This is a genomic window from Streptomyces sp. NPDC029159 (assembly GCF_055564055.1).
Window position 1 is genome coordinate 235,984 of record NZ_JBVHWT010000006.1, and the last position, 12,809, is coordinate 248,792.

Below are 12,809 nucleotides of genomic sequence, written 5' to 3' on the forward strand. Positions count from 1 at the left end.
AGCACTCTAAACAACGTCCTAGGGGGTGGTTCTCGGGGTTTTTCTGGGTTCCTGGCCCCCCCCCCCCCCCCCCCCCCCCCACCTGCCGGTCACGGTCCGGCGGGGGTCTTTCCGGGGACGTCAGCCGCGTCCGCGGGCGTGGTGCCGGCGTCCGCGTCGGAGGCTTCCTTGCCGGAGACCTCCTTGCCGGAGGCTTCTGTGCCGGGATCCTCCGCCTCGGGCACGGCCGAGCCTGACCCGGCCGCCCCCGCAGCCTCCGGCCCCTGCTCCGCCCCGGTGCCCGCCGTCGCTCCCGCGGCCGTCGCCCTCGCCATCGCCCGCTTCCGCGCCCGGCCGTGCGGCAGCGGCGTGTTGACGACGCCGGACCAGATCTCGTGGTAGCCGAGGCCGTCGGGGTGGCGGCGGGCCGCGCGGGCGGCCCAGAGGTACAGCACCAGACAGACCAGCACACCGCAGCAGAACACCGCCGCGAGCCCCAGCATCGCCATCCGGCCGCCGGCCCACCGGCCCCCGATCACCCGTAGGAACAGTGCGGCCATGACCAGCACCAGGGCCAGTGGCGGCGCGGCGAGGGCGGTGGCCCGCAGCGCCAGCGCGCCCAGCCGGGGCCGGGAGCCGTCGCGGGCCGTCAGCCGGAGCAGCAACACCCGCTTGCCCGGCGTGAATCCGCCGGTCTGCCACGGCACCACCACGAACCACAGGACGGTGAGGATCACCGGCGTCAGCAGCCCTGCATCGGCGCCGCGGAGGGTGGACACCGCGAAGCTCACCGGCGGTCCGACGATCAGCAGGCCCGTCGCGTCCAGCAGCAGCGCGACCAGACGGCGGCCGAACGGGACCTTGTCACCGGCGGCCAGCGCCCGGTCGTCCAGCGTGTTCAGCTCCGGCAGCCGGCGGGCCAGCGGGGCGCAGATCAGCCAGCCGAGCACCGCCCCGGCCGTGTTGGCGATCAGGTCGTCCATGTCGAAGAGCCGGTAGGGGCAGGGGTAGATCCCCCACAACCCGGTGAACTGGGTCAGCTCGAAGAAGAGGGAGACGCCGAACCCGGCGAGGGTGGCGGCGAGCGGTCCGCGCCGGAGGTGCAGCCGTACGAAGACGCCCAGCGGAAGCAGCAGGAGGAGGTTGAAGATCTCCTGCCAGAAGCCCGAGTTGTGCAGGATCAGCGCGCCGAAGGAGATCTGGTGGTGGGACTCCTTCCACAGGTCGGCAAGGAAGTTCCCCGGTATCCACTGCGGATGCCGGAAGGTCGGGAACATCGCGCAGACGTCCACGGCGCTGCTCGGCAGCGGCACCATCACGAGGCAGAACGCCGAGATGGCGAAGTAGACGAAGGTGAAGACGGACAGGGTGCGCCAGCGGGTCATGATGCCGTGGCGCCGGTAGAGGACGATCGCCAGCGGAACCGATATCAGCAGGGCCAGGGCGGGGAAGAGCAGCGCCGCCGTGTGCAGCGGGAGGAGGTAGGCGTCGGTCACCGCGCCCCCTCCCCCGCCGCGGCGGTGTGCACGCGGTCCGCCGGGTGCCCGTCGGCCGGCGGTGGTGGCCCCGCGGCGCGGTGGTGCGCCGCCGGCCGGACGACTCCCGTGGGGAGGAAGGAGGTCCCGAGGTTCATCTGTGTCCTGTCATCTTCACGGCAAGGATCGACGGAGCGCCCGCCCCGGAACGCGGGGGTCGCGCCGGCGCCTCACGGCCGGCCGGCGCCGGGCCTCCGCCGTGATCCTGTCAGACGCCCAGGCGCCCCGAACAACCCGCTCACACCCCACATGACCTGCCCGTTTCATGCCGCGGGGGCGAAACGGCCGGTACCGCACCACTTCCCCTCCCCGCCACGGGGAAGTGGTGCGCCGGGCCGCCCCGGAAGGTGTTCACGGTGCCGCGTTCAGCAGGTCCAGCGCGGAGTGCTGGCAGCCGTGGCCGGGGCCGTTGCCGGGGTCGCCGTTCCAGTGCGGTCCGTACTGGTCGAGTGCGTTGCGGTCCTTGGCGTAGGCGGTGTCGGCCTGCTTCTTCAGATAGCCGTCGTACGGGTGGCCGTCCAGCTCCCGGTCGAGGGCGCCGAGACCGCGGACGTATGCGCCCTTGAAGCTGGGGCCGTCGCCGGTGCAGCTGTCGGCCTCGTTCGGCTCGCGGAGGATCCCGCCCGGGTTGAGGGCGTCCGATCCGGTGGAGGCGTCGGCCAGTTCGCGAGCGGCACGCAGGAGTTCCTGGTCGCCGGTGGCCTTGTGCAGCTCCGCGAGACCGCCGAGGACCACCCCCTGGTTGTAGGTCCAGGTCGGCTGGCCGTTGTTCCGGCAGGAACCGTCCAGACCGTCGTTGATCAGGTGTTTTCCGTTGATCATGCCGCTGTCGCGCAGCCAGTTCCAGCCGCGGTTCGCCCGGTCGAGATACCGGGTGTCGCCGGGCGTCCGGTTGTGCAGTGCGGCGTTGAGCGCGAGGTAGAGCTCGTTGGTGACGGCGTTCTTGTACGCGGTGTCGGTCTTCCACTGGACGCCGCCACCGCAGGTGTCGGTCCAGTAGCCCGCCATGTGGTCGGCGTCGGCGCGGGCGGTGTCCAGGTAGCGGGCGTCGCCGGTGAGGTCGTACGCCTTGACCCAGGCCAGCCCCCACCAGCCGGTGTCGTCGAGGTACTCGTTGCGGAACTGTCCCTGGTTGCCGCCGTCGGTGCGGTCCTTGTTCTTGTCGTACGTCTCGTTCACGGCGTGGGCGAAGCTCTTGTCGCCGGTGCGCTGCATGGTGTCGATGACGGCGGTCAGCGCATTGGCGCTGGTCCACCAGCCGTTGCCGCCGAAGAGGCCGGTCTTGCGGTCGTAGTCCCGCATCAGCGCGGTGGCGGCGGCCAGGCGGCGGTCGGCGGTGACCGGGGCGGCGCGGTCCGCCCGGGCCTTGGCCGCCGTGGTGGCGGGCGCGGGTGCCGCGACGGCGGCGAGCACCCCCACGGCGGCGAGCGCGGTGAGTGCGGCGGCCGCGCGGCGCGCCGTCACGCGCCGCGGGGACGCCGGTGCCGTGTCGGAGGTGGTGTCCGGTTTCGGTGGCATACGGGCTCCTCGTCGTCGGGTCGCCGGAAGCGGCGGCCCACCGTGTGCGATCACCCCCGAGGACGCCGTCCGCCCGGAGCCAAGTTCCCTGGGGTGCCGGAGGGTTGGCCTCCACGGCGGGCGGCGCGACGGCCGGGGCGGGTCTCTCCGCGGCCGGGCACGGGTCGGGCGAGGTGGGTGCCGCCGGTGACCGGCGCCGCGTCCCTGGTCCGGCGGGGTCCGGCGGGATCACCCCGGCCGCCGGGGGATCCGACCGCCGGGTAGGCTCGCGTGCCGGTGCTTGACGAACGGGGAGACGGTATGGAAGGGCTGCGGCAGGACGATCCGCCGCGGATCGGGGAGTTTCTGACGCTGGCGCGGCTCGATCCGGCCGCGCGGCGGGGCGTTCCCGAACGGCGTTATCTGGCGCGCAGCGCCGACGGGTCGCGGACGGTGCTGATGGGGCTGCCGCTCCAGGGCGCCGATCCGGGGCGCTGGGCGGCCGAGGCGCAGTGGGCGGCGAAACTGAACCAGCCCGGTCTGTGGCCGGTGGCGCAGGTCGGCGGCAGCGCCGCGTTCCCCTGGCTCGCCTCGCCCTACCGGCCGGTGCTGCCGCTGCCGGAGGCGCTGGACGCCTGCGGTGGCCCGCTGCCCGAGGAGGCGGTGCGAGCGCTCGGCGCGGCGCTCGCCGAAGCGCTGGCGTCGGCGCACGTCCTGGGCGTGGTGCACGGCGGGCTGTGCCCCGCCGCGGTGCTGCTCACCGCGTACGGTCCGCTGGCGTCGTGCTTCGGCGCGGTGCGCGCGGCGGCGCCGGAGGGCGCGCCGCGGACCGGGATGCCCGGTATCGACGCGGGCTGTCTCGCGCCCGAACTGGCCGCGGGCGGGCCGGTCCAGGCAGCGGCCGACGTGTACGCGCTGGGCGCCGTCCTGGCGTACGCGGCGACCGGCCACACGGTGCCGGAGCGGGCGGAGCTCCCGGCCGGGCTGCGGGCACCGATCACCGCCTGCCTGTCGCGGGATCCGGCCGCTCGGCCCGAACCGGCCCAGGTGCTGGCGGAGTTGGCGCCGGGCGCGGCCTGGGGCACGCAGAGTGCGGGCACCGAGCCGGTGTCGCTGCCCGGCCGGGTGGTCGCGGCCCTGTCCCTGCAGGCGGCCGCGGTGCTCGCCGCCGAGCTTCCCGAGGTGCGCTGACACCATGCAGACCGCCCTTCTCCACGACGATCCGCACACCGTCGGCCCCTATCTGCTCCTGTCCCGGCTGGGCGCTGGCGGGATGGGCACCGTCTATCTGGCGCGTACGGCGGGCGGCCGCACCGTCGCGCTCAAGGTGCTGCACCAGCGGCTGTCCGCCGATACGGCGCTGCGCCACCGCTTCCGGCTGGAGGTGGACGCGGCGCGGGTGATCGGTGGCCGCCACGGTGCGCAGGTCCACGACGCCGATCCGGACGCGCCCCGGCCGTGGCTGGCGACGGAGTACGTCCTCGGTCCGCCGCTGGACGATGCGGTGGCGGCCGCCGGTCCGCTGCCGGAGCGGGCCGTGCGGGCGCTGGGCGCGGCGCTGGCCCAGGGGCTGGCGCAGCTGCACCGTTCGGAAGTGGTGCACCGCGATCTCAAGCCGTCGAACATCCTGGTCACCGCGGGCGGGCCGAAGATCATCGACTTCGGGGTGGCCCATGCCGTCGGCGAGGCGCCGCTGACGCAGGCCGGTGCGGCCGTGGGGACACCCGCGTTCATGTCGCCGGAGCAGGCGGCCGGTCTCGAACACACCACGGCGGGCGAGGTGTTCGCGCTCGGCGGGCTGCTGGTGTTCGCCGCGTCCGGCCACGGCCCGTTCGGCTCCGGGCAGCCCGCCGATCTGCTCTACCGCGTCCGCCACACCGAGGCGGACCTCGGCGGGGTGCCGCCGGAGCTGGTGCCGCTGCTGGGCCGCGCGCTGGCGAAGGACCCGGCGCAGCGCCCGACGACCGAGGAGCTGGCCGCGGCACTGGCGCCGGACGGCATCCCGCAGGTCTTCGCGGATGTGCTGCCGGACGGGGTGCTGCGGATGATCGCGCAGCGCGGTGACGACGTGTGGCGGCAGCCGCCGCGGCTGACGCCGCCGCCCCCGGACCTGCCGCCGGGTCCGGTGACGCTGCCGGGCGGGGCGGCGGGGCCCTCGCGCCGCCGGATGCTGGCGATGACCGCCGGCGGGGTCGTCGCGGGCGCCGGCGCGGCGGGCGGGCTGTGGGCGTGGCTGGGCCGGGGCGGCGGTCCCGGTGGGGAGGCGCCGCCGCCGAAACCGGTGAAGCCGCCGACGCGGCTGTGGACGTTCCCCTCGCGCACCCCGGACCGCTTCGGCGACGTGGTGTCGACGCCGCACGGGCTGGCGATGCCCGCGGGCGTCGTGCTGTGCGGCGTCAACCCGGAGAGCGGCAAGGGCACCTGGCAGGCGAACGTCGCCGACGTCTGGCGGTGGGCGTGCGACGGCACCGACATCTACGCGCTCCGCGACGACAAGGAGGGCAGGAAGCTGGCGGTCTGCCTCCTCGACCCGGCCGACGGCCAGCCCGGCAAGCCGCTGGTGGAGCTGGCGGAGTACCGCGGCGGCGAGAACCGCAACCAGCTGCTGTGCGTGGTGGAGAAGACCGCCTATCTGGCGGCCCGGGCGGTCTCCCCCGACCGCTGGTACGTCCTCGCCGTCGAGCTGCGCACCGGCCGGGTGCGGTGGCGCACCCATGTGGACTCGGCGGCCGACGGCTATCTGCCGCCGATGCTGCGCGGGGCGGTGGTCGGCGGGCGGCTGGTGGTGTCCCGGTCCGACTCCGGCATCCACTTCGTCAATGTGACGACGTACTCCCTCGCCAACGGCAAGGTGGGGTGGACGCTCTCCTCGCCGTTCTCCGGCGAGCCGCCGTCCGAGCTGCTCGTCGACGGCCGGTACGTCTACCTCTCCGACGAGGCGGTCGGCGCCCGGAAGCTGGCCGACGGGGAGAGCGGCTGGCTCTTCGGCCACGACCGCAACGTCGGCGACAGCGCGGGCCGGACCCGCGTCTACGGGCCCCCGGCCCTGCACGACGGCGTCCTGTACTGCACCGAGGGCGACCGCGGTCTGGTGGCGCTGGACGCGCTGACCGGCAGCCTCAACTGGGCGGAGAAGGGCCTCAAGGGCCGCCGCCTGAACCGCGACGTCGCGCCGGTCGTGGGCCGGAAGTACGTCTACAGCCTCGATGACAAGGGGCTGCGTGCGGTGGACATCCGCAGCCGCACCGCGGTGTGGACGTTCCCCACCGACGCGACGGTGCTGGCCGCCGACCCCGAGCGCGGAAAGCTCTACCTCCGTGAGGAACGGGCCTCCTTCGCGCTGCCGCTCGCCTGAGTACCTCTTGTCCAGGAAGGACCGAAGTTGAGAACTCTCGGCGCCGGAGATCCGCTCCGGCTCGGCCCGTACCGCATCGTCGGGGTGCTCGGCGAGGGCGGGATGGGCAAGGTGTACCTCGGGCGGGACGCGGAGGGGCGGCCGGCGGCCGTCAAGGTCCTGCTGCCCGAGCTGGCGCACGACCGGCATCTGGTCGACCGTTTCGTCCGGGAGGCGCAGACCGCGCGGGCGGTGACCAGCGACGGCATCGCCCGGGTGCTGGGCGCGGAGCTGGAGTCGGGGCGGCCGTGGATCGCCTCGGAGTTCCTGGCCGGGCCGACGCTGGACGATGCGGTGCAGCGGCACGGCCCGCTCGACGAGGGGCTGTTGCGGGAGACCGCGCGGGCGCTGGCGGTCACGCTCGGGGACATCCACGCCACCGGTCTGGTCCACCGTGACCTCAAGCCGTCGAACGTCGTCCTGACCTCCCGCGGCCCGCGCATCATCGACTTCGGCATCGCCCGGCCCGAGCACGGGCTGACGCTGACCCGGACCGGGCAGATCCCGGTCACGCCGGGGTACGGCGCGCCGGAGCAGGTGCTGGGGCAGCGCGTCGGCCCAGCCGCGGACGTCTTCTCGCTCGGCGCGGTGCTGGTCTTCGCCGCGAGCGGCCGCCCGGCGTACACCGGTGCCGAGATCACCGCGATCCTCTACGAAGTGGTGCACGGCGCCCCGGATCTGACGCTGGTGCCGCCGGCGCTGCGGTATCTGGTCGAGCCGTGTTTCGCGAAGGATCCGGCGGCGCGGCCGCTGCCCGCCCAGGTCGCCGAGGCGGCCCGGGCGCCGCAGCGGGGCGCCCGGCTGTGGAGGTCGGGGCCGTACGCCGCCGACATCCGCGACCGGGAGAGCGCGGCGAAGCGGCTGGCCGGGCAGAGCCCGCCAACGGTGCTGCCGGGCGGCGGCGCTCCCGGCACGGAGGCGACCGCGGTGTCCGGTGCGAAGCCGTCGCGGCGGCGGTTGCTGCTGACGCTGGCGGGCGGCGGTGCGCTGGTCGCGGCGGGGGCGGGCGGTGCGGTGTGGTGGCTGTCGGACGGCGGGTCGCAGGTGTTCACCGACCCGTTCGACATCCCGTCGGCCGCCACGGTGCGCCCCGCGGAGCTGGGCACCGGCACCGGGACGCCGGAGCCGCTGTGGGGGCCGGTGGAGCAGGTGGCCGACGCCGGGTCGCCGCCGCCGCTGCCGGTGCGGGACGTGGTGGTGTGCGCGGCGGCGGGCGGCGGTGTCACCGCCCGCCGGGTCGTCGACGGCAAGGAGCGCTGGAGCGCCGGTGACGTCCGGGGCGACGCGGGCTATCTGTCGATCGCCGACCGGCTGGTGGCCACCGCCGACAGCGACGGGGTGCTGCGCACCTTCGTCGCCTCGACCGGTGAGCCCCGGTGGACCGCCGACGCCGGGGTGAACACCCTGCTGGCCGCGGACGCCGCCCATGTGTACGTGCTGACGTCCCAGGGCGAGCTGCGGTGTGTGGCGACGAAGGACGCGACGGTGCGGTGGACGCGCCGGCCGCCGCTGCCGCTGACCGGCGGGCGTCCGGCGGCGGCGCTGGGCGCCGGGGTGCTGGTGGTCTGCACCTCCGGTGGCGACGTGGCCGCGGTACGCGCCTCGGACGGCGGGCGGGCGTGGGTGCGCAAGGGACAGGCCGCGGGTGCGCTGCGGCCCGCGATCGACAACGGCACGGTGTATCTGGGCGGCCACACGCTGGCGGCGGTCGGCGCGGGCGACGGCAAGGTGCGCTGGTCCCGGCCGACGATGCAGCCGATCCGGCGCGAGGTGTACGGCTTCGGCCCGCCCACCGTGGCCTCCGGGGTGGTGTACGCCCTCGACGGCGATGCGCTGCGGTCGCTGCGTACCGACGGGGAGGAGGCGGGCATGACGACGATGGTGGCCGGGGTGACGCCGCCGTGGCAGCCGCCGGTGGTGCAGGCGGGCAGCGTCTGGGTGGTGGAGAGCCGCGACACCGGGATCACCGGCTGGCCGCGCGGCGCCGATGTCACCTCCACCCAGGGGCAGACCTACCCGCTCAAGGAGGGCTCGGGCCGCACGGCGGCGGGCGCCGCGAACCGGCTGTTCGTCCTCAACTCCGGTGCGCTGACGGCGCTTCGGGTGTTCTGAGGGGCCGGGCCGGGCGGCGGGGGCCGCCCGGGCCGCCGCTCCCCGTTCCGTCCGTACGCCCGGATGCCGTCGTGGCGGCCGGGCGGTCCGCCCGCCACCGGCTTTCCCCGGGGTGTGCCCACGGCTGCGCACCGGCCGCGACCGGGGAACACTCCCCCGCGCTCCGGTAATCTGACGGCTTCCCCCAGGAGGAGATACGTCAGTGGAGTTCCGGCTGCTCGGAGCGGTGTCCGTCGTCACCGAGGTCGGTGAGCTGCCGCTCGGCCCCGCGAAGCGGCGCAGTCTGCTGGCCGCTCTGCTGCTGCGGCCCAACCATCCGGTGCCGGTGGAGGCGCTGACGGACGCGCTGTGGGACCAGGAGCCGCCGCCGCGGGCCCGGAGCGTCATCCAGGGTCATGTCTCGCGGCTGCGGTCGCTGCTGTCCGAAGCCGGGGCCGGGATGTACGGCGTGGAGCTGGTCACGCAGGGCGCCGCGTATGTGCTGCGGATGCCGGAGAGTCTGCTGGACGCGTACCGCTTCGAGGAGCTGGTGGCGCTGGCGCGCGGTCAGCGGGCGGCGGGCGACGCGGTGGCGATGTACCAGGACGCGCTGGCGCTGTGGCAGGGCCCCGCGCTCACCGGTGCGTACCGCAGCGCCCCGCTGCAGGCCGCCGCGCACGCCCTGGAGGAACTGCGGCTGACCGCCGTGGAGCTGCTGGCCGGGGCGTACACGCAGGTCGGTGAGTATGCGCGGGCGGCGGCGCTGCTGCGGGCGGAGGCAGCCGCCCAGCCGTTGCGGGAGTCGCTGTCGGCGGCGCTGATCCTGGCGCTGCAGCGGGCCGGGCGCCGTTCGGACGCGCTGGACTGGTTCCACCGCACCCGGCGGCTGCTCTCGGAGGAGCTGGGCGTCGATCCGGGGCGGGAGCTGGCGGACGCGTACGCGGTGGCGCTGCGCGGCGACGGTGACCCGGCGGCGGATCCGAAGGCTCCGGCGGCGCCCGCGGTGCCGGAACCGCGGGCGCCGGAAGCGCCCGTCGCCGCGCCCCCGGAGACCGTCGATCTGCTCCCCCGGATACCGCGCGGTTTCCACGGCCGGGCCGAGGAATTGGCGGCGCTGGACCGTGCCACCGCCGGGGAGGCGCCGGTCTGTCTGGTCACCGGGCCCGCCGGGGTGGGCAAGACCGCGCTGGTGGTGCACTGGGCGCACCGCAACCGTGAGCGGTTCCCCGGCGGTCTGCTCTACGCCGATCTGCGGGGCTTCAGCGACACCCCCGAGGTGGAACCGGCCGAGGTCGTGCGGGAGTTCCTGCTGGCGCTGGGGGTGGCGCCGCGGCGGATACCGGAGTCGGCGCGCGGCGCGTCGGCGCTGTTCCGGTCGTTGGTGGCCGACCGGCGGCTGCTGGTCGTCCTGGACAACGCGCCCGGCTCCGCGCCGGTGCAGGAGCTGCTGCCGGGCGGTGCGCGGTGCGTCACGGTGGTCACCAGCCGCCACCGGCTGCCCGGGCTGATCGCCTCCGACGCGGCCCGCCCGGTGCCCGTGGACGTGCTGGGGCCCGAGGACAGCGCCGCGCTGCTCGCCGCGGTGCTCGGCGAGGAGCGGGTGCGCGCGGAGGCGGGGGCGGCGCGGCGCCTGGCCGAGCTGTGCGGCGGGCTGCCGCTCGCGCTGCGGGTGACCGCGGCCCGGCTGACCGATCAGCCGGAGTGGTCGCTGTCCGCGCTGAGCGGTGAACTCTCCGACGAGTCCCGGCGGTTGGCGCTGCTGGACGTCGAGGACACCGGCGTGCGGGCGGCGCTGCGGCTGACGGTGCGGCGCCTCCCGGCGGACGCCGCGCACCACTTCGCGCATCTGGGCCGCCACCCCGGCACCCATGTCGACCGGTACGCGGCGGCGGCCCTGGCGGGCACCGGTCCGGCCGCCGCCGAGGCCGCCCTGGAGCGGCTCGCCGCGGCCCATCTGGTGACCCGGGCCGCGCCGGACCGCTGGACGCTGCACGATCTCGTCCGGCTGTACGCGCGGGGGCTGGACGCGGATCCGGACGCCCTGCTGCGGGCGCTCGACCACGCGGTGGCGACCGCGCTGGCCGCCGCGGACGCGGCCGAGCCGGGCGACGAGTCGTGTTTCCCGCTGCCCGCGGACGTCCGCACGCCGCGGGAGATCCGCCGGTTCGCCGCCCGGGAGGAGGCGATGGCGTGGTACGAGTCCGAGCACGAGGAGCTGACGCTGGCGGCGGCAGCGGCGGACGCGGCGGGGCTGCACAGCCGGACCTGGCGGCTCGTGCTGGGCCTGTGGCCGCTGATCGTGTGGCGGGTGCGGGACGGCTGGAGCGCGTTGCTGGGCACGGCGCTGGAGGCGGCGCGGGCCGACGGTGATCTGCGGGCGCAGTCGCGGATCCTGGCGCTGCTGGGGTGGGTGCTGACGGAGGAGGGCCGCGTCCCGGAGGCGCTGGCCCATCTGGAGGCGGCGCCGGTGCTGGCGGCGCGGGCCGGGGACCGGAGGGCGCAGGCGACGGCGCTGGTCAATCTGTCGCTGGCGCAGGCGGCGCTCGGCAGTCCGCTGGAGGCGGCGGAGGAGTGCGCCGACGCGGCGCGGCTGGCGCACGACGCCGGCGATCCGTACACCGAACGCCTCGCGCTGTACCACCTGACGCGCCATCAACTGGAGTGCGGGGCCTGGGAGTCGGCGCTCGGGACGGTGGCCGCGGCGCAGGCGCTGGACGAGGTGGTGGACGCCTCGGCGGCAGGAAGGGTGCTGCTGGTCGCCGCCGCCGGTGAGGCGCTGCTGGGGAGGGGGGACGAGGCGGCGGGCACCGCCCGGCTCCGGGAGGCGGCGGACGCGGCGGAGGCGTGCGGGTTCGACGACGGGGCGGTGCGCGCGCTGGGCGTACTGCTCCGGGTGGCCACCGGTCCGGAGCTGGCCACCCTCAAGGCCCGGCACGACCAGGCCCTGGCGCGCCTGCAATCCCGTTCCTGACCTGCGAAAGCGCCGCTCCGACAGCGCTGTCACCCGTTCGCTCGTGGACCGTCAGTGGCACGTTGGTGAGGCGTTGGTGGAACGTCAGCCGCCCCGGGAAGAGTGGTGCACACGACGCGGGAACGACCTGAGAGTCCCGCACTCGACCACAGGGGACCCGATCATGCGTACTTCCCGCATCCGCGCCACCGTCCTGGCGACCGCCACCGCCGCCCTCGCCCTGAGCCTGACCGCCTGCGGCGGCAACGACGGCGCGAAGAGCGACGACGCCGCCGGGCAGAGCCAGTCCGCGTCCGGTGCGGACGCCAAGGGCTCCTCGGCCAAGACCGACGGCACGGAGGCGAAGGACGGCAAGGGCGAGGCCAAGTCGGCGTCGGCGACGGGCGGTGCGGACGCCGCCGGCCAGGGCGGCGGCGCGGCGGGCACCCGGCAGTGCGTCGGCGACGAGCTGCACGTCACGGTAAAGCACCGCTTCGCGGGCCAGCAGGGTGACCACCTGCTGATCACCGCGGTGAACACGGGCGACAAGCCCTGCTGGGTCACCTCGTACCCGTCCGTCAAGCTCAACGGCGAAGGCGCCGCCCTGCCGCTCTCCAAGAAGTCGGACGGCGGCAAGCAGAAGATCACGCTCCGGCCCGAGGGCACCGTCTACAGCGCCGCCAACCTCTTCGACTACGGCAAGGACGACCGCCGCGCCAGCGGCATCTCCATGGCCCTGCGCGACAACAACGGCCGCCTCCAGCCCGAGTACTCCCTCAACGTCACGGGCGAGAACAACGAGTTCGCCTGGAACGAGGCCGACGTCCTGAACTGGAACACCAAGAAGCCCTACGACTTCTGACGGTCCGCGGCCGCCGCGCCGCGTCCGAGGACGGCCGCGTCCGACCGGGAGCCTCCCCGCCCGGTCGGACGCGGCCGTCATGCCCGTGGGACCAGCCACTCCTGGAGTTCGACGAGGTTCCCCTCGGGGTCCTGGAGGTGGGCGACGCGCATCCGGTCGGTCATGGGTGCCGGGCCGTGCACCGGGACGGCGCCGCGGGCGCGGACCTGCGCACAGCAGCGGTCGAGGTCGTCGACGCGCAGGACGACGAGGGAGCGGTGGCCCCGCGGCTCCTCGGCGAGGGCGCCGAGGACGTCGGCCATCTGCGCCCGGTCCTGCAGCGCGATGCCGGTGGCGCCGCCGTCGGCCGTGAACTTCGCGTACGGGCCGTCGGCCGCCTCGAACTGCGGCGTCAGCCCCAGCACGTCGCGGTAGAAGCGGTAACAGCCGGGGAAGTCCGTGACGAGCAGGCGGACCTGGGCGAGTTCCATCGATGTCTCCCTGAAGAGCGGCGGTCGGTCG

Annotated in this window: 8 protein-coding genes; 5 read left to right on the forward strand and 3 right to left on the reverse strand. The window is 75.3% G+C overall.

Annotated elements, in window-relative coordinates; translation table 11 throughout:
- Window positions 1-89 precede the first annotated feature (89 nt).
- Both ACZ4U4_RS15395 and ACZ4U4_RS15400 read right to left on the reverse strand, forming a co-directional pair.
- Window positions 90-1,475, reverse strand: coding sequence for a VanZ family protein (locus ACZ4U4_RS15395; protein WP_467873673.1), 1,386 nt, complete (start codon window positions 1,473-1,475; stop codon window positions 90-92).
- A gap of 390 nt (window positions 1,476-1,865) precedes the next feature.
- Window positions 1,866-3,032: a glycoside hydrolase family 76 protein gene (locus ACZ4U4_RS15400; RefSeq protein ID WP_467873676.1), complete on the reverse strand. Its 1,167-nt coding sequence runs from the start codon at window positions 3,030-3,032 to the stop codon at window positions 1,866-1,868.
- Window positions 3,033-3,332: 300 nt separating this feature from the next.
- Between ACZ4U4_RS15400 and ACZ4U4_RS15405 the strand changes: the two genes are divergently transcribed.
- The 5 genes from ACZ4U4_RS15405 (at window position 3,333) to ACZ4U4_RS15425 (ending at window position 12,308) form a co-directional block, all read left to right on the forward strand.
- The gene (locus tag ACZ4U4_RS15405; protein ID WP_467873679.1) at window positions 3,333-4,202 is read left to right on the forward strand and encodes a protein kinase family protein; all 870 of its coding nucleotides are present in this window, start codon (window positions 3,333-3,335) and stop codon (window positions 4,200-4,202) included.
- 4 nt (window positions 4,203-4,206) lie between these two features.
- A complete protein-coding gene (locus tag ACZ4U4_RS15410) occupies window positions 4,207-6,366 on the forward strand; it encodes a protein kinase domain-containing protein (protein ID WP_467873681.1) in 2,160 nt (719 codons plus the stop codon).
- 27 nt (window positions 6,367-6,393) lie between these two features.
- Window positions 6,394-8,517 (forward strand): serine/threonine-protein kinase, encoded by a 2,124-nt coding sequence (locus ACZ4U4_RS15415; protein WP_467873683.1) that lies wholly within the window; start codon window positions 6,394-6,396, stop codon window positions 8,515-8,517.
- Between the two features lie 202 nt (window positions 8,518-8,719).
- Complete coding sequence (locus ACZ4U4_RS15420) at window positions 8,720-11,467, forward strand: AfsR/SARP family transcriptional regulator (protein WP_467873686.1); 2,748 nt, start codon at window positions 8,720-8,722, stop codon at window positions 11,465-11,467.
- Window positions 11,468-11,630: 163 nt separating this feature from the next.
- On the forward strand, window positions 11,631-12,308 hold the full coding sequence (locus ACZ4U4_RS15425; protein WP_467873689.1) for a DUF4232 domain-containing protein: 678 nt from the start codon (window positions 11,631-11,633) through the stop codon (window positions 12,306-12,308).
- Window positions 12,309-12,385: 77 nt separating this feature from the next.
- Here ACZ4U4_RS15425 and ACZ4U4_RS15430 read toward each other — a convergent pair whose 3' ends face one another.
- The gene (locus ACZ4U4_RS15430; RefSeq protein ID WP_467873691.1) at window positions 12,386-12,778 is read right to left on the reverse strand and encodes a VOC family protein; all 393 of its coding nucleotides are present in this window, start codon (window positions 12,776-12,778) and stop codon (window positions 12,386-12,388) included.
- Window positions 12,779-12,809: the final 31 nt, after the last annotated feature.